This window comes from Streptomyces sp. NPDC048584 (assembly GCF_043199595.1).
GTDB classification, from domain to species: domain Bacteria; phylum Actinomycetota; class Actinomycetes; order Streptomycetales; family Streptomycetaceae; genus Streptomyces; species Streptomyces edwardsiae.
The window spans coordinates 119485-135426 of the sequence record NZ_JBICWF010000017.1 but is presented as its reverse complement, the minus strand read 5'-3'; the positions used below and the strand labels follow the sequence as shown (position 1 = coordinate 135426).

Here is a 15942-nt window from a genome sequence, read left to right as displayed (position 1 = left end):
CAAGTGGCGGACTCCTCGCGGGAGTCCGCTACTTCGCGTGCATGACCGCGTAGATCATGACGAAGGCGACGATGTGGATGCCGAAGAGGAAGTAGCCGAGGTAGTACCAGACGTAGCGTTCGCGCTTCTTCTCCAGGGCGAGGCGGCGCTGTTCGATCTCGTCGGCGGGCATCAGGGCTCCCGGTGGACCTTGGTGTTGGACGCCTGGGCGCGGGGGCGGACCACCATCAGGTCGATGTTGACGTGGGGCGGGCGGGTGACCGCCCAGGTGATGGTGTCGGCGACGTCGTCGGCGGTGAGGGGTTCGGCGACGCCCTGGTAGACCTTGGCGGCCCTCTCCGTGTCGCCGCCGAAGCGGGTCAGGGCGAACTCGTCGGTCCTCACCATGCCGGGCGCGATCTCGATGACGCGCACCGGGCGGCCGACGATCTCCAGGCGCAGTGTCTCGGCGAGGACGTGGGCGCCGTGCTTGGCGGCGACGTAGCCCCCGCCGCCCTCGTAGGTGGCGTGTCCCGCGGTGGAGGAGACGACCACGATCGTGCCGTCGCCGCTCGCGTCCAGCTTGGGGAGCAGGGCCTGGGTGAGGTTGAGGGTGCCGAGGACGTTCGTCTCGTACATCGTGCGCCACTGCTCCGGGTCGCCGGTGGCGACGGGGTCGGCGCCGAGCGCCCCGCCGGCGTTGTTGACGAGGACGCCGATCGTCCTGAAGGCGGTGGCGAACTCGTCGACGGCGGCGCGGTCGGTGACGTCGAGGGGGTAGGCGGTGGCCGTGTGGCCGGCCGCGCCGATCTCCTCGGCGAGGGCCTCGATACGGTCCTTGCGGCGGGCGGTGAGGACGACGCGGTAGCCGGCTTCGGCGAGGCGGCGGGCGGTGGCGGCGCCGATTCCGCTGCTCGCACCCGTGACGACGGCGATACGGGACGCGGCGGGCGGTGCGGCGGCGGCCATGGGCTGCTCCTCGGGCGGGTGCGTGCGGGTGCGGTCGCGGCCAGCATATGCGGGGCCGGCCGGGTGACCGGCGGGCGTGTCAGCCGTTGCGCGGGGCCCACATGATCAGGGCCATGCCGGTGAGGCAGACGAGGGCGCCGGTGATGTCCCAGCGGTCGGGGCGGTAGCCGTCGGCGATCGCGCCCCACAGGAGGGAGCCGGCGACGAAGACGCCGCCGTACGCGGCGAGGACGCGGCCGAAGTGGGCGTCGGGCTGGAAGGTGGCGACGAAGCCGTAGGCGCCGAGGGCGAGGACGCCGCCGGCCGCCCACATCCAGCCGCGGTTCTCGCGTATGCCCTGCCAGACCAGCCAGGCGCCGCCGATCTCGAGTACGGCGGCGAGGACGAACAGGGCGGCGGAGCGCAGGATGAGCATGGGTGCAGCTTCGCATTCCGCCTGTCACCTGATGGGCGGCGCCTGCCGCCGGGCCGGGGGTGGGATACCTGCGCGGGAGTGGAGAGGAGCCGCGGATGGCGGGAGTCACGCGGACCGGGCTGCTGGCGGAGCTGGGTGTGGTGTCGCGGCGGTACATGGCGGCGTACGCGCTGTTCAACCAGGCGCTTGCGGATCATCTGGGGCTGCATCCGACCGATGTGCAGTGTCTGAACCTGCTGACGCTGGAGGGCGGCCCGGTGACCACGGGCCGGGTCGCGGAGCTGACGGGGCTGACGACGGGGTCGGCGACGCGGCTGGTGGACCGGCTGGAGCGGGCGGGGCAGGTGGTGCGGGAGCGGGACGCGGGGGACCGGCGGGTGGTGCTGGTGGCGGTGGTGCCGGAGAAGGCGGCCGAGTTCGGGCGGGTGTGGGAGCGGGTCGGCGGGGGGTGGTTCGCGTTGTTCGACGATCTCGACGACGGGCAGCTGGCGCTGTTCATCGACCATATGCGGCGTACGACGGAGTTCGGTGCGGAGCAGGCGGCGCGGCTGCGGTCGGGGTTCGCCGAGGGGTAGTACGGGGTGGGTGGAATAGCCCGGCCGGGTGAGCCGTTCCAGGGGTATAGTTGAACCGTAAACAACCTGGAGGGTGAGCGGGATGCAGTTCGGGATCTTCAGCGTCGGGGATGTCACGCCCGACCCGACCACGGGTCGTACGCCGACCGAGCGTGAGCGCATCAAGGCCATGGTCGCCATCGCGCTGAAGGCCGAGGAGGTGGGCCTGGACGTCTTCGCGACCGGTGAGCACCACAACCCGCCGTTCGTGCCGTCCTCGCCGACGACCATGCTCGGCTACATCGCGGCCCGCACCGAGCGGCTGGTCCTCTCCACCTCGACCACCCTGATCACCACCAACGACCCGGTGAAGATCGCCGAGGACTTCGCGATGCTCCAGCACCTGGCCGACGGCCGGGTGGACCTGATGATGGGGCGCGGGAACACCGGCCCGGTCTACCCCTGGTTCGGGAAGGACATCCGCCAGGGCATCAACCTCGCCGTCGAGAACTACGCGCTGCTGCACCGGCTGTGGCGTGAGGACGTCGTCGACTGGGAGGGCAAGTTCCGCACCCCGCTGCAGGGCTTCACCTCCACGCCCCGCCCGCTGGACGGCGTACCGCCGTTCGTGTGGCACGGCTCGATCCGCTCGCCGGAGATCGCCGAGCAGGCCGCGTACTACGGCGACGGCTTCTTCCACAACAACATCTTCTGGCCGGCCGACCACACCAAGCGCATGATCGAGCTGTACCGGGCCCGCTACGCCCACTACGGGCACGGCACCCCCGAGCAGGCGATCGTCGGGCTCGGCGGGCAGGTGTTCATGCGGCGGAACTCGCAGGACGCGGTGCGCGAGTTCCGCCCGTACTTCGACGTCGCGCCGGTCTACGGGCACGGGCCGTCGCTGGAGGAGTTCACCCAGCAGACCCCGCTGACCGTGGGTTCGCCGCAGCAGGTCATCGAGAAGACGCTGTCGTTCCGCGAGTACGCCGGTGACTACCAGCGCCAGCTGTTCCTGATGGACCACGCCGGACTGCCCCTGAAGACCGTCCTTGAACAGCTCGACCTGCTGGGCGAGGAGGTCGTGCCGGTGCTGCGGAAGGAGTTCGCGAAGGACCGTCCGGCGGACGTGCCGGACGCGCCCGTCCACGCCTCGCTGCTGGCAGACGTGAAGAAGAAGGAAGGAGTCGGCGCATGAAGCTCGTCGTCGTGTCGGCGGGGCTGAGCGTCCCGTCCTCCACCCGGCTGCTCGGCGACCGCCTCGCCGCGGTCGCCGCCCCGGCCGCGACCGCGCCGGAACCCGGGCCGGCGGACGTGCGGGTGATCGAGCTGCGCGACCTCGCGGTGGAGATCGCGCACACCTTCACCAACGGGTTCCCGGCCGGTGCGCTGGCCGCCGCGTTCGAGGCGGTGGCCGGGGCCGACGGGCTGATCGTGGTCACGCCGGTGTTCTCGGCGTCGTACAGCGGGCTGTTCAAGTCGTTCTTCGACGCCCTGAGCGTCAGTGACCCCGACGCGCTCGCGGGGAAGCCGGTGCTGATCGCGGCGACCGGAGGCACGGCCCGGCACTCCCTGGTCCTGGACCACGCGCTGCGGCCGCTCTTCTCCTACCTGCGGGCCGTCGTCGTCCCGACCGGCGTCTACGCGGCTTCGGAGGACTGGGGCGCGGAGGGCCTGGACGGCCGTATCGACCGCGCGGCGGGCGAACTGGCGACCCTGATGGCGGGCCTCTCCACGGCCCGCCCGCTCCCGAGGCGGGACTCCTTCGAGGAGGTCACCCCGTTCGAGGAACGGCTGGCGGCGCTGCGACCGGCGGGCTGAGGGAGCTCGAGGGGCGCGGGGCTGTGTCGATGTGCGGCTCCGCCGCGTGGGCGCGAAGGGGGTCCGGGGGCGAAGCACCCGGGGACCGGACGGGAAGGGGCGGCGGGGGCGACAACCCCCGGCTCGAGCCCCTCCCACCCGCGGCCGCCGCACCGGCGAACGAAGGCGAACGCGGCCGGACGGCCCATGGCCACCATGTGCGGCCCACCGGGTGAGAGCGAGGTAAGAAGCACCCCCCGATCCCCTCCGCCGCGGCCGGTGGACGCCGGGGCTTGGCAGACTGACCGCGTGCCGCACACCGTTCTCCTCGCCGAAGACGACCGCGCGATCCGCAACGCCCTGGAGCGGGCCCTCACCCTGGAGGGCTACCGCGTCACGGCCGTGGCCGACGGCGTCGAGGCCCTCGCCCAGGCCCACCGCAGCCGCCCCGACATCCTGGTCCTGGACGTGATGATGCCCGGCATCGACGGACTCCAGGTGTGCCGGGTCCTGCGCGCCGAGGGCGACAGCACCCCCGTACTGATGCTGACGGCCCTGGTGGAGACCGCCGACCGGATCGCGGGCCTGGACGCGGGCGCCGACGACTACGTCGTCAAACCGTTCGACGTGGAGGAGGTCTTCGCCCGCCTCCGCGCCCTGCTGCGCCGCGCGGCCCCAGCCGTGGCCGAGCCCGCGGTGGAGCCGAAACCGGACCCCTCCGGCCGCCACCTCGGGGCGGCCGGCCTGCGTATGGACCCACAGGCCCGCCGCGCCTGGCGGGGCACCCGCGAACTGGAGCTGACCCGCACCGAGTTCGAACTCCTGGAGCTCCTGATCCGGCACGCCGGCATCGTCCTCGACCACTCCACGATCTACGACCGCATCTGGGGCTACGACTTCGGCCCCGGCTCCAAGAACCTCGCCGTCTACGTCGGCTACCTGCGCCGCAAACTCGACGAGCCCGGCGCGCCGCAGCTGATCCACACGGTGCGCGGGGTGGGTTACGTGCTGCGGGAGGGCTGAGTGTCGTACGGACGGCCGGTCTCCCGCCGCCGGCTGCGGCTGCTGTCCCTGGGCACCACCTTCGCGGTCGCGTTCGCGGCGGTCACGGCCACCGTCACGGTGCTGGTCGGGATCCTGTCGTACAACGCGGCCGCCCGGCTGGTGCGAGTGGACCAGCAGTCCGTGTTCGACGAGGTCGTGCAGGATCTGCGGGACGAGGTCCGGGAGAACCGGATGTCACCGCTCGACTTCTCCTCCGCCGCCCCCGGCCACGACCTGGTGCGGCCCGCCCGGACGGACGTCCAGGTGCTGGGACCGGACGGCGGCGTCCTCGATCCCGGCGATCCGGGGCTGCCGGTGGTCGACGCCGACCGGCGGGTCGCGGGCGCCGCCACCGCCGGGCGGGTGGTCGTGCACGCGGGCGTGGACGTCGGCGACGACGTCTACCGCGTCGCCACCGTCGCGCTGGGCGGAAGCCGGGGCGCGGTACAGGTCGCGCAGGAGTTCAGCGACACCGAGGACCTGCTGCGGGCCCTGCAGCGGCGCACGCTGATCCTGATGGCGGCGGTGGTGGTCGGGGCGGGGCTGTTCGGCTGGTGGCTGGCCCGGCGCATCACCCGCCGCCTCGTCGTCCTCACCAACACCGCCGAGGCCGTCGCCCGCACCCGGCGCCTCGGCATCCAGGTGCCGGTCGCCGGATACGACGAGGTGGGGCGCCTCGGCCGCGCCTTCGACCGGATGCTGGGCCGGCTCGCCCAGTCCGAGGAGGACCAGCGCCGGCTGGTCCAGGACGCGGGCCATGAACTCCGTACGCCGCTGACCTCGCTGCGCACCAACATCTCGCTGCTGCGCCGCATCGACGAACTCCCGCCCGGCACCCGTGAGGAACTCGTCGCCGATCTCACGCAGGAGGCCCGCGAGCTGACCGACCTCGTCAACGAGCTCGTCGAACTCGCGGCAGGCCAGTCCGACACCGAGCCGCCGCAGCGGGTCGACCTCGCGGACATCGCCGAGGAGGTGGCGGCGCTCGCCCGGCGGCGTACGGGGCGGGAGCTCGTGGTCGAGGTGAGCGGCGACACGACGACCGACGGGCGGCCGGCGATGCTGACGCGGGCGCTGTCCAACCTGGTGGAGAACGCGGTCAAGTTCGACCGGGACGGCCGGGCCCCGGTGGAGATCCGGGTGGCGGGCCCGGCGCGTCCGGGCAGGGTCCGGGTGGAGGTACGGGACCGGGGGCCGGGCATCTCCGCCGACGACCTGACCCGCGTCTTCGACCGCTTCTACCGGGCCGCCGACGCCCGCTCCCTACCGGGCTCGGGCCTGGGCCTCTCCATCGTCCGCGAGGTAGCCCTCTCCCACGGAGGCGCCCCGTACGCGTTCCCCCGCGAGGGCGGCGGGACGGTGACGGGGTTCACGGTGGGCGGCGACTGACACCCACCCCTCCACCCCCCCACCGAACCCCGGCCCCTACGACGCATACCCCCACAACAGGCTGCGCAGGATGACTGCGGGTGCGCCACACATCCCGCACCCCCCGCCCGACGAAAGGCCACCGTGCTGACAGACGAGGAAGCCGCCGCACTCACGGCCCTGGACGAGGACTCCCTCACCCGCACACTCCTCGAGCTGATATCCGTCCCCAGCATCACCGGCACCCCCGCCGAATCAGAACTCCAGCACCAACTCGCCGGCCGCCTGGAATGGCTAGGCATGGACACCGACCTCTGGCAGATAGACCTCCCGGACCTCCGCACCGCCCCCGGCTTCCCCGGCACGGAGGCCCCCCGGGACGAGGCCTGGGGCCTGGTCGGCACCACCCCCGACGCCGGCGACGGCCCCACCCTGATCCTCCAGGGCCACGTCGACGTCGTACCGCCGGGCGACCCGTCCGCATGGAACGGCGACCCGTTCGTCCCCCGCGTCACCGGAGACCTCGTCCACGGACGCGGCGCCTGCGACATGAAGGCCGGCCTCGCGGCCCACCTCGCCGCCCTCGCCGCGATACGCACCGCCGGCATACGCCTGCGCGGCCGGGTCGCCGCACACTTCGTCGTGGGCGAGGAGGACGGCGGCCTCGGTGCCTTCGCCACCCTGCGCCGCGGCCACCGGGGCGACGCCTGCGTCATCGCCGAACCCACCGCGGGCACCCTGATCACGGCGAACGCGGGCGCGCTCACCTTCCGTATCGCCGTCCCCGGCAGGGCGGCACACGGCAGCTCACGCGACCAGGGCGTCAGCGCCGTCGACGCCTACCTCCCGCTCCACACGGCGCTCACCGCCCTGGAGACGGAACGGAACCGGGCCCCGGACCCGCTGCTCGCCGAGTACCCGATCCCGTACGCCCTGTCGGTCGGCACCGTACGCGCCGGTGACTGGGCGAGCAGCGTGCCCGACCTGCTGGTCGCGGAGGGCAGGCTCGGCGTACGCCTGGACGAGGACCCGGCGGACGCGCGCGCGGCGCTGGAGGACCACGTCGCGGAGGCCTGCGCCGCGGACCCCTGGCTGCGCGATCACCCGGCGACGGTGACCTGGCCGGGCGGTCAGTTCGCGAGCGGCCGGCTGCCCGAGGGCCACCCGCTCCCGGACGTCGTCCGCGACGCGTACGCCGACGCGACGGGCCGCCCCCGGCCGAGGCGGCGCGCGGCGACGTACGGCAGCGACCTGCGCCACTACACCGGCGCCGGCATCCCGACCCTCCAGTACGGCCCGGGCGACATCGCGGTGGCCCACAGCGACCGCGAACACGTGTCCCTGCGCGAGACGGCGGAGACGGCCCGGACCCTCGTCCTGACGGTGCTGCGAACCGTCGGGACCACATAGCCGCCGGGCGGTCGGGGAGCGCACCGTGTACCGCGACGGCCGTCACCTCCACGCCGCGGACGGCCCGCGGGGCACCGTGCTTCAGGAGCGGGCCGCGGACCCGGTCCGCTCCAGCCGGGCGCTCAGGGTGGTGGCGAACTCCTCGGCGCGGGACAGCTGGACGCGTAGCCTCTCGACCTGGTCGGCGGCGGTCCGGTGGTAGGCGCGGACTCGGTCCAGCAGGGCGGCGCGCTCGCCCGCGTCGAGCGTGTCGCCGGCCGCGTCGAGACGGTCGGTGGCGTCCAGCAGGTCGCGCATCTGGTCCAGGGTGAAACCGAGCGGCTTCATCCGGCGGATGACCATGAGCCGGGCGACATCGGCCTCCGTGTAGAGGCGGAAGCCGCCCTGGGAGCGGGCCGAGGGGATGACCAGACCGGTCTCCTCGTAGTGCCGGATGGTGCGCAGGGACAGCTCCGTGCGCGCGGCGACCTCGCCGATCTGCATGTGCCTGTCGTCCACGACTGTGTCCTCCCGCGTACGGCCCACCGATCCCTACCCTAACGTTAGGGTAGAGTTGCCGCTGTCGTGCCGGGGCCGATGGCGCCTCCGGCGAAGTTCCGATTCTCGCAGGGGAGAGCGTGCGCGAGCCCATGACGTCGGTCGCCGCCGCCTGTTCGCCGTGACTCCCTGATTCCCCGACTCCGCGATACGAGCCGACGCACCACCGGCCCGGCCCGCCCCTTTCCTTCCCGTCCCGGCACAGGCGTGCCCGAGCACGACAGGTACCCGGCTCCTTGTCCTCTTCCGTACTGTCCCCCGCCGCGCGGCTGCGCGGCCTCAAGCCCGACTGGCTGAACGATCCGAAGGTCTGGCGCACCGAGGTGCTGGGCGGCCTGGTCGTCGCGCTGGCCCTGATCCCCGAGGCGATCTCGTTCTCGATCATCGCCGGGGTCGACCCGGCGATCGGCCTGTTCGCGTCGTTCACCATGGCCGTCACGATCTCCGTCGTCGGCGGCCGGCGGGCGATGATCTCCGCCGCCACCGGCGCCGTCGCCCTCGTCATCGCACCGCTGAACCGTGAGCACGGCTTCGGCTATCTGGTCGCCGCGGTCATCCTCGCCGGTGTTTTCCAGATCGTCCTGGGCGCGCTGGGGGTGGCCAAGCTGATGCGGTTCGTGCCGCGTTCGGTCATGGTCGGCTTCGTCAACGCGCTCGCCGTGCTGATCTTCATGGCCCAGGTGCCGGAGATGTACGACGTGCCGTGGGCGGTCTACCCGCTGATCCTCGGCGGGCTTGCGCTGATGGTGTTCTTCCCGAAGTTCACCAAGGTGATCCCGGCGCCGCTGGTCTCCATCGTCGTCCTGACCGTCATCACCGTGGCCGCCGGCATCGCGGTGCCCACCGTCGGCGACAAGGGCGAGCTGCCCTCGTCCCTCCCCGCCCCGGGCCTGCCCGATGTGCCGTTCACGCCGGACACCCTCACCACCGTCGCCCCCTACGCCCTCGCCATGGCGCTGGTCGGCCTGATGGAGTCCCTGATGACGGCCAAGCTCGTCGACGACATCACCGACACCCGCTCCTCCAAGACCCGTGAGTCCATCGGCCAGGGCGTCGCCAACATCGTCACCGGCTTCTTCGGCGGCATGGGCGGCTGCGCCATGATCGGCCAGACGATGATCAACGTGAAGGTGTCCGGCGCGCGCACCCGTCTGTCGACCTTCCTCGCGGGCTCGTTCCTGATGGTGCTGTGCATCGTCTTCGGCCCGGTCGTCTCCGACATCCCCATGGCCGCCCTGGTCGCCGTGATGGTGATGGTGTCGTTCGCGACGTTCGACTGGCACTCCATCGCCCCGAGGACACTGAAGCGGATGCCGGCCGGGGAGATCGCCGTCATGGCCGTCACCGTCGTCTGCGTGGTGGCCACCGCCAACCTCGCCATCGGCGTCGTCGTCGGCTCCGTCACGGCGATGGTGGTCTTCGCCCGGCGCGTCGCCCGCCTCGCCGACGTCACCGCGGTCACCGACCCGGACGGAAGCACGGTCGTGTACTCCGTCACCGGCGAGTTGTTCTTCGCCTCCTCCAACGACCTCGTCGGCCGGTTCGACTACGCCGGGGACCCCGACAGGGTCGTCGTCGACCTGTCCGGGGCCCATGTCTGGGACGCCTCCTCGGTCGCCGCGCTGGACGCCGTCGAGACGAGATACGCCCAGCGCGGCAAGACGGTGCGGATCACCGGCCTGAACGAACCGAGCGCCGACCTCCACGCCCGCCTCACCGGCGAACTCACCGGCAGCCACTGACCGCGCCCGGAGCACATCGGCACCCCGCGGGGACCGGAGGACGAAAACCGTGCCCTCCACCCGCGGTCATGCGCCGGGCCGCGCGTCGATCTCGGTGGAGCTGCCGATGCCGGCCTCGGGCATCGCCTCGACGGCGGCCGGGTCGACCTCGGCAACCGGGCGGAGCCGGCGGAGCGGCCCCCGGTACGGCCGTCGGCCAGGTCCCCCGGAAACCGGGGTCTGCGGCGGCGCGGGCCATCCGTGACATCCGGACCCGTACCGGTGGCGGGGCCGACCGCTACCCGCGACGGCTGGAACCCCCGGCTCAGGGCCACACCAAGCAGTACGGCTGATGCCCCGCCTCACGCAGCCGGTGCGAGAAGTCCTGCCACTCGTGCGGCGATTGAACGCGGCGGGGTGCCGACCTGGTCCCCCTCGGCGAAGCGTGCTCGAACCAGGAGCCCGTGCAGGCGCACTCACGAGGACGGTCCTGCGGAGATCACGGTGATCCGGGGCGGATCGCTCGCCCTCCGGTCCCACGCCGAGGACAGGCTGCCGGCGCGGCTTCAAGCCTCCGCGACCACGGGCGTGCCGGACGCTTCCACGTCTGCTCGCCGGAGCTCCTCGCGGGCCAGCCGGATCGTGTCGTGGTTCACGCCGGCGGTCAGGTCCAGCAGGACCCGTGTGGTGAACCCCGCTGCGGCGGCGTCCAGGGCGGTGGCCTTCACGCAGTGGTCCGTGGCGATACCGACGACGTCCACGGTGGTGACGCCCTGCGCCCGCAGCCACGCGGTCATCCCCGTCCCGTCTTCGGTGGCGCCTTCGAAACCGCTGTAGGCGGCCTCGTAGGCGCCCTTGTAGAAGACGGCGTGGATGGCTCCGGCGTGTACGGCGGGGAGGAAGTCCGGGTGGAAGTCGGAGCCTTGCGTGCCGGCCACGCAGTGCACGGGCCAGGAGGTCCTGAAGTCGGGGGTGTCGGAGAAATGGTCCCCGGGGTCGATGTGGTGGTCGCGGGTTGCCACGACACGCCGGTACCCGGCCTCCGTCGCGCGTTCGACCAGGTCACGCACCTTCCCGGCGATCTCGGCGCCACCTGCCACGGCGACACTGCCGCCCTCGCAGAAGTCGTTCTGCACGTCCACCACGATCAGTGCTCGTCCCATGTTCCTGTCCTTCCGTTCGGCGTCGACGTTGTTACGGGTCTACTGCCCGGCCCTGTCCTCCGCCTCCGGTCCCGGTGTCTCGTAGACGTATGCGAGGGCGGTGTCCAGGAGGTGGCGCAGCCGGGTCGGTGTCGGGGCGATGGCGGTGGTGACGAGGGCCTGGGAGTCGGCGAGCGGGGTCAGTACCGCGTGTCCCTCCGCCGGGTCGTCGCCGATGACGTGCGGCTCCTGGGGCGTGTTCAGCTCCGGGTCGACCAGGAGGAGCTGCCCGGTCGCGCGGTGGGGTCCGAGGACGGCCGGGCCGTCCCACGCCGGTGCCGGGTCACCGTAGGAGGTGTGCTGGTCGAGGAGTGGTCGTCCGCCGCGGTGGACGGTCAGGCGGGTGGTGAGGTGGCCCGGTGCTTCGCCCGAGCGGCCGAGGAGCTGTTCCTCTCGCATGAGCAGGTGGGCGGTGGGGGCGAGGTCGAGGGCGAACCTCTGGTGCAGGGTGCTGCCCCGGGTACTGATCAGGGGCTCGGGCAGCCAGTGCAGGGTCGCGTGGTCGGCCACCCTGATTCGTACGTCGTACGTGGCCGGGGCGGTGGTGGGGCCGCGCAGGGCGATGGTGGCGGCCGCGCTGGTCACCTCCAGCCGGGCGCATGGCTCGGTGGTGATGTCGAGGGCGAGCCGGTCTCCGCCGAGCGGCGCGCTCATCGCGGAGAGTACGCGGACACGTGCCTGATCTCCGCGGGCCCGTAGTCGGCGCAGGTGGAAGGGGCCGTCGCTGTGCAGGAGCGGGACCGTCGTGGTGAGGCCGTTGTGGGTGGCCAGGATGCGAGCGGTGGCGGTGACTGCGGACGGGTGCGCCGGGGCGGCTCGGGTGCCGCGCGGGCCATGTGGTCCGCCGTCGGTTCGGAGCGGCTCCGCGGCCGGAGCCGGGATCGCGGTCGGCGTCCGCGCGGTGGTGACGTTCACCGGGTGGATCCGGCGGCGTGCCAGGTGGCGAGGCAGCTGGTGACCCAGTCGGCGACCGGGCGGACGCCGTCGGCGGAGGTGAGGCTGGTGAAGGCGTAGGGCAGGTCCTTGCGCTGCTTGCGGGTGTCGGCCCTCATGGTGTCCAGGTCGACGCCGACGTAGGGGGCCAGGTCGGTCTTGTTGACGACGAGGAGGTCGGCGTTGGTGATGCCGGGGCCGCCCTTGCGGGGGATGTCGTCGCCGCTGGCCACGTCGATGACGAAGACCTGGGTGTCGACGAGTCCGCGGGAGAAGGTCGCGGTGAGGTTGTCTCCGCCGGACTCGATGAGGATCAGGTCGACCGGGTGCAGGGCCTGTTCGAGTTCCTCGACCGCTTCGAGGTTGGCGGAGATGTCGTCGCGGATGGCGGTGTGCGGGCAGGCTCCGGTCTCCACGGCCGTGATCCGCTCGGGCGGCAGGACGGCCTCGCGGCGCAGGAAGGCGGCGTCCTCCTGGGTGTAGATGTCGTTGGTGACCACGGCGATGGAGAACCGGTCGCGCAGGGTGCGGCACAGGGCGGCCACGGTCGCGGTCTTGCCCGAGCCGACGGGCCCGCCGAAGCCGATGCGCAGGGCGCGGCGGCTGCCGTCGGCGAGCAGCGGTTCGGCGCTGTGGGTGTGGCGGTGCGGCATGGTCACGGGGTGGTCGAGATGCACGGCGGTGCTCCAGGGGTGGGTCAGGGCTGGTCAGGAAGCGAAGAGCCGGACGGCCCAGGCGGCGTGCTGCTCACCTGTGATGTCCAGCAGGGGAGCGGACGCGGCGGGCAGGACGCCGACCCCCTCCGTCGCCGTCCGCGCCGCCGCGTCGGTCGCGGTGTCGGCGACGGTGTCGAGATCGGCGGCGAGCCGCGCCAGGACGGCGGTGGCGTCGAACGGGTCGAGGCCCAGCAGCCGCACCGCGGCGGTCGCCGGGCCGCCGACGCTCTCGTAGGCGGAGGCCTGAGCGGCGTCGAGCGGGGTGAGTCCGGCTGCGCGTGCGGTGACGCCGAGCACGACCGGCTGGTGGGCGCCCTGAGGCAGGTGGCGGGCGAGGTCGTCGAGGTCGGTGCTGGGCCAGGTGGCCCGGGCCGCGCGCATCAGTTGCCGGCCCAGGCGGCGTGAGATGCGGCGCAGAGCCGGTACGGGGGTGCGGGTGTCGGCGGCCTCGTCCAGGGCGAGGGCGTCGTAACCGTTGGCGGCGGCTGCGGTCAGGCCGGCCGCGACCAGTCCTGCGGTGTGCAGCCGTCCCCGGCAGAACGCCTCCAGGCTCGCGGTGTCGTGCACCCGGCCGGACGCGACGGCGGCCTCCATCCCGCCGGAATGGGCGTGCCCGCCGGCGGGGAAGCGACCGTCGGCCAGGACGAGCAGGGCAGTACGGCTCATGAGGTGGCGGGACCGCCTTTCGCGAGGAGGTGCTGGGGCCGGCCATGGTGGTCAGAACAGGAAGTACCGCTGCGCCAAGGGCAGCTCGGTGGCGTAGTTCCGTCCGACCTCATGCCCGTCGACCGTGGTGCGGACGTCGGAGGTGGTGGCGCCGCCGATGGTGACGTCGAAGGTGTCGGGGTCGATGTCGATCTTCGGGACACCGCTGTTGTGGACCATGTCGGCCTTGGTGACCTCCCGGGTGGAGCGGATCGCGCGCAGGGGCTTGAGCAGCCCGATCGCGGAGAGTTCGCCGTCGAGGGCGGCCTCGGCCACGAAGTTGAAGGAGTTCGCCGCCGGGGCGCGGCCCTGGAAGCCCCAGACGGGGCGCGGGAGGTAGGGCTGCGGGGTGGGGATGGAGGCGTTGGCGTCGCCGATCTGGGCGTAGGCGATCTGGCCGCCCTTGATGACCAGGTGCGGCTTGACGCCGAAGAACTTCGGCTCCCACAGCACCAGGTCGGCGAGTTTGCCGGTCTCGACGGAGCCGATCTCGTGGTCGATGCCGTGGGTGATGGCCGGGTTGATCGTGTACTTGGCGACGTAGCGGCGGGCACGGAAGTTGTCCGCGTGCGCGTCGTCCTCGCGCAGGTGGCCGTAACGGGACTTCATGACGTGCGCCGTCTGCCAGGTCCGCAGGATCATCTCGCCGATGCGGCCCATGGCCTGGGCGTCGGAGGACATCATCGAGATGGCGCCCATGTCGTGCAGCAGGTCCTCGGCGGCCATGGTGGAGGGCCGGATCCGGGAGTCGGCGAACGCCATGTCCGCGTCGACCTCCGGATTGAGGTGATGGCACACGATCATCATGTCGAGGTGCTCCTTGACGGTGTTGACCGTGAAGGGCCGGGTCGGGTTCGTCGACGCGGGGAGCACGTTGGGCTTGCCGACGAGACTGATCATGTCGGGAGCGTGACCACCGCCGGCGCCCTCGATGTGGAAGATGTGCAGACTGCGATACTTCGCCTTCTTGGCACTGCGGTCCTTCCTGGTCGCGGCGAAAGTGCTCTGCACGAACCCGGCCTCGTTCAGCGAGTCGGCGTGCAGCGCGACCTGTACACCGGTCTCCTCGCACACGCTCAGCGCGGCGTCGATCACCGCCGGAGTGGCACCCCAGTCCTCGTGGATCTTGAAGCCGAGGGCGCCCGCCGTGACCTGGTCGTGCAGCGCCTTGGCCGAGACGGTGCTGCCCTTGGCGAGCAGGCCGATGTTCACCGGGAAGGCGTCCAGCGCCTCGAAGGTCCGCTGAATGTGCCACTTGCCGGGCGTCACGGTGGTGGCCGTACTGCCCTCGGCCGGACCGGTGCCGCCGCCGATCAGCGTCGTCACGCCCGAAGCGACCGCCTCGTGGATCTGCTCCGGGCACAGGAAGTGCACGTGGGTGTCGACGCCGCCGGCGGTCAGGATGCGGCCCTTGCCGGAGATCACTTCCGTCTCAGGACCCACGATGAAGTCCGCGGCGCGCGGGTCGTCGTTGGGGCGAGGCGTCATGGTCTCCGGGTTGTATGCCTTGCCGATGGCGTGAATGCGGCCGTCGCGCAACCCGACGTCGGCCTTGACCACTCCCCAGTGGTCCAGGATCAGCGCTCCGGTGATCACGGTGTCGACCGGTTCGCGGGGGTCATCACGGGGGATGTGTGACTGGCCCATCGACTCGCGGATCACCTTGCCGCCGCCGAAGACCATCTCGTCACCGCTGCGCCCCGGGCCACCGCACCAGTCCGCGTCGATGCGCAGGACGAGATCGGTGTCGGCGAGCCGGACCCGGTCGCCGGCGGTCGGCCCGTACAGGTCGGCGTAGCGGGAACGCGGCAGCGGGTCCCAGGGGTTGTTCTTCTCAGCCGTGTTCGGCATCGAGGTGCTTCTCCTCTTCGCTCTTGTCGGCCTGGAGCCCGTGGACGATCCGCTCGCCGGCGATCGGCACCAGCATCACGGTGCGCTCGTCGCCGGGTTCGAACCGTTCCGAGGTGCCGGACGGGATGTGCAGCCGCATGCCGTGGGCCGTCTCGCGGCGGAACTTGAGTCCCTTGTTCGCGTCGGCGAAGTGGAAGTGGGATCCCACCTGGACCGGGCGATCCTTCGGGTTGCGCACAACCAGCGGCACGGGTGTCACGTCGTCGTTGAAGGCCACCCGGTACTCGTCCTCGTCCGGCAGCAGTTCGGGCTTGCCGGGATGGACATCCACCTTCGTGGACGCCTCGTCGAACGGATCACTGATGGTCACCAGCTTCGTCCCGTCCGGGAACGTCGCCTCGACCTGGACGTTGTCGACCATCTCCGGCACGCCGTCCATGACCTCGCTGCGCTTCAGCACATGGCGCCCGGACTCCATCACCGCGTCGACCGTCGCCCCGGCCCGCGCCTCCTCGAAGACGTGCGCCGTCAACAGCGCCATGACTTCGGGATAGTTCAACAGCAGACCGCGTTCACGCCGCCGCTGGGCGACATCGGCCGCCACGTGGATCAACAGACGTTCCTGCTCGTGCGGTGTCAGATGCACGCTGGTCCCCCTCTCCTCTGCGTCGCTGCACCCACGCGGCGGGCACCACGCAACGGAAGAGGATCGCCGTCCGTCGTACCTACCGCGGACCG

General features: G+C 72.0%; 17 protein-coding genes. 7 read left to right on the top strand and 10 right to left on the bottom strand.

Annotated features, from left to right (window positions below; all coding sequences use genetic code 11):
- Window positions 1–28 precede the first annotated feature (28 nt).
- The 3 genes from ACGFR9_RS30935 to ACGFR9_RS30925 all read right to left on the bottom strand — a co-directional run bounded on the left by ACGFR9_RS30935 (window position 29) and on the right by ACGFR9_RS30925 (window position 1363).
- Complete coding sequence (locus tag ACGFR9_RS30935; RefSeq protein ID WP_393215029.1) at window positions 29–172, bottom strand: hypothetical protein; 144 nt, start codon at window positions 170–172, stop codon at window positions 29–31.
- Window positions 172–948, bottom strand: a complete 777-nt coding sequence (locus ACGFR9_RS30930) for an SDR family NAD(P)-dependent oxidoreductase (RefSeq protein WP_393215026.1) — start codon at window positions 946–948, stop codon at window positions 172–174. The genes ACGFR9_RS30935 and ACGFR9_RS30930 overlap by 1 nt, the downstream gene beginning before the upstream one ends.
- A gap of 79 nt (window positions 949–1027) precedes the next feature.
- Window positions 1028–1363 carry a YnfA family protein gene (locus ACGFR9_RS30925; protein WP_393215023.1) on the bottom strand — a complete coding sequence of 112 codons (336 nt, stop codon included), beginning with the start codon at window positions 1361–1363 and terminating at the stop codon, window positions 1028–1030.
- 95 nt (window positions 1364–1458) lie between these two features.
- On the opposite strand from ACGFR9_RS30925, the gene ACGFR9_RS30920 reads away from it, so the two are divergent.
- The 6 genes from ACGFR9_RS30920 to ACGFR9_RS30895 all read left to right on the top strand — a co-directional run bounded on the left by ACGFR9_RS30920 (window position 1459) and on the right by ACGFR9_RS30895 (window position 7539).
- Window positions 1459–1938, top strand: coding sequence for a MarR family winged helix-turn-helix transcriptional regulator (locus ACGFR9_RS30920; RefSeq protein WP_393215020.1), 480 nt, complete (start codon window positions 1459–1461; stop codon window positions 1936–1938).
- 82 nt (window positions 1939–2020) lie between these two features.
- Entirely contained in the window at window positions 2021–3115 is a 1095-nt protein-coding gene (locus tag ACGFR9_RS30915) for an LLM class flavin-dependent oxidoreductase (protein ID WP_393215017.1), read from the top strand.
- Window positions 3112–3738: an FMN reductase gene (locus tag ACGFR9_RS30910; protein ID WP_393215014.1), complete on the top strand. Its 627-nt coding sequence runs from the start codon at window positions 3112–3114 to the stop codon at window positions 3736–3738. The genes ACGFR9_RS30915 and ACGFR9_RS30910 overlap by 4 nt, the downstream gene beginning before the upstream one ends.
- 288 nt (window positions 3739–4026) lie before the next feature.
- Window positions 4027–4740, top strand: coding sequence for a response regulator transcription factor (locus ACGFR9_RS30905; protein ID WP_393215012.1), 714 nt, complete (start codon window positions 4027–4029; stop codon window positions 4738–4740).
- A complete protein-coding gene (locus ACGFR9_RS30900; protein WP_393215009.1) occupies window positions 4741–6150 on the top strand; it encodes an ATP-binding protein in 1410 nt (469 codons plus the stop codon).
- Between the two features lie 123 nt (window positions 6151–6273).
- Window positions 6274–7539, top strand: a complete 1266-nt coding sequence (locus ACGFR9_RS30895) for an ArgE/DapE family deacylase (RefSeq protein WP_393215006.1) — start codon at window positions 6274–6276, stop codon at window positions 7537–7539.
- An 81-nt stretch (window positions 7540–7620) separates the two neighbouring features.
- Here the strand turns inward: ACGFR9_RS30895 and ACGFR9_RS30890 are convergent, their stop codons facing one another.
- A complete protein-coding gene (locus tag ACGFR9_RS30890; protein WP_393215003.1) occupies window positions 7621–8037 on the bottom strand; it encodes a MerR family transcriptional regulator in 417 nt (138 codons plus the stop codon).
- Window positions 8038–8312: 275 nt separating this feature from the next.
- On the opposite strand from ACGFR9_RS30890, the gene ACGFR9_RS30885 reads away from it, so the two are divergent.
- A complete protein-coding gene (locus ACGFR9_RS30885) occupies window positions 8313–9818 on the top strand; it encodes a SulP family inorganic anion transporter (protein ID WP_393215000.1) in 1506 nt (501 codons plus the stop codon).
- A gap of 545 nt (window positions 9819–10363) precedes the next feature.
- Here the strand turns inward: ACGFR9_RS30885 and ACGFR9_RS30880 are convergent.
- From ACGFR9_RS30880 to ACGFR9_RS30855, 6 genes are read right to left on the bottom strand one after another with little or no spacing between them, the layout of a single operon-like run.
- Window positions 10364–10960, bottom strand: a complete 597-nt coding sequence (locus ACGFR9_RS30880; RefSeq protein WP_393214997.1) for an isochorismatase family protein — start codon at window positions 10958–10960, stop codon at window positions 10364–10366.
- Between the two features lie 39 nt (window positions 10961–10999).
- Window positions 11000–11914 carry an urease accessory protein UreD gene (locus tag ACGFR9_RS30875; RefSeq protein WP_393214995.1) on the bottom strand — a complete coding sequence of 305 codons (915 nt, stop codon included), beginning with the start codon at window positions 11912–11914 and terminating at the stop codon, window positions 11000–11002.
- Complete coding sequence (gene ureG, locus ACGFR9_RS30870) at window positions 11911–12609, bottom strand: urease accessory protein UreG (RefSeq protein ID WP_393214992.1); 699 nt, start codon at window positions 12607–12609, stop codon at window positions 11911–11913. Before ureG ends, ACGFR9_RS30875 begins: the two co-directional genes overlap by 4 nt.
- 30 nt (window positions 12610–12639) lie before the next feature.
- On the bottom strand, window positions 12640–13314 hold the full coding sequence (locus tag ACGFR9_RS30865) for an urease accessory protein UreF (protein ID WP_393214989.1): 675 nt from the start codon (window positions 13312–13314) through the stop codon (window positions 12640–12642).
- 51 nt (window positions 13315–13365) lie between these two features.
- Entirely contained in the window at window positions 13366–15204 is a 1839-nt protein-coding gene (locus ACGFR9_RS30860; protein WP_393214986.1) for an urease subunit alpha, read from the bottom strand.
- A complete protein-coding gene (locus ACGFR9_RS30855; RefSeq protein ID WP_393214983.1) occupies window positions 15188–15850 on the bottom strand; it encodes an urease subunit gamma in 663 nt (220 codons plus the stop codon). Before ACGFR9_RS30855 ends, ACGFR9_RS30860 begins: the two co-directional genes overlap by 17 nt.
- Between the last annotated feature and the right edge of the window lie 92 nt (window positions 15851–15942).

What these genes read in the sequence shown, in the direction of transcription:
- ACGFR9_RS30910 (WP_393215014.1), top strand. Translation starts at nt 3,112, where the DNA reads ATGAAGCTCGTCGTCGTGTCGGCGGGGCTGAGCGTCCCGTCCTCCACC.
- ACGFR9_RS30860 (WP_393214986.1), bottom strand. Translation starts at nt 15,204, where the DNA reads ATGCCGAACACGGCTGAGAAGAACAACCCCTGGGACCCGCTGCCGCGT.
- ACGFR9_RS30865 (WP_393214989.1), bottom strand. Translation starts at nt 13,314, where the DNA reads ATGAGCCGTACTGCCCTGCTCGTCCTGGCCGACGGTCGCTTCCCCGCC.
- ACGFR9_RS30920 (WP_393215020.1), top strand. Translation starts at nt 1,459, where the DNA reads ATGGCGGGAGTCACGCGGACCGGGCTGCTGGCGGAGCTGGGTGTGGTG.
- ACGFR9_RS30935 (WP_393215029.1), bottom strand. Translation starts at nt 172, where the DNA reads ATGCCCGCCGACGAGATCGAACAGCGCCGCCTCGCCCTGGAGAAGAAG.
- ACGFR9_RS30925 (WP_393215023.1), bottom strand. Translation starts at nt 1,363, where the DNA reads ATGCTCATCCTGCGCTCCGCCGCCCTGTTCGTCCTCGCCGCCGTACTC.
- ACGFR9_RS30915 (WP_393215017.1), top strand. Translation starts at nt 2,021, where the DNA reads ATGCAGTTCGGGATCTTCAGCGTCGGGGATGTCACGCCCGACCCGACC.
- ACGFR9_RS30930 (WP_393215026.1), bottom strand. Translation starts at nt 948, where the DNA reads ATGGCCGCCGCCGCACCGCCCGCCGCGTCCCGTATCGCCGTCGTCACG.
- ACGFR9_RS30880 (WP_393214997.1), bottom strand. Translation starts at nt 10,960, where the DNA reads ATGGGACGAGCACTGATCGTGGTGGACGTGCAGAACGACTTCTGCGAG.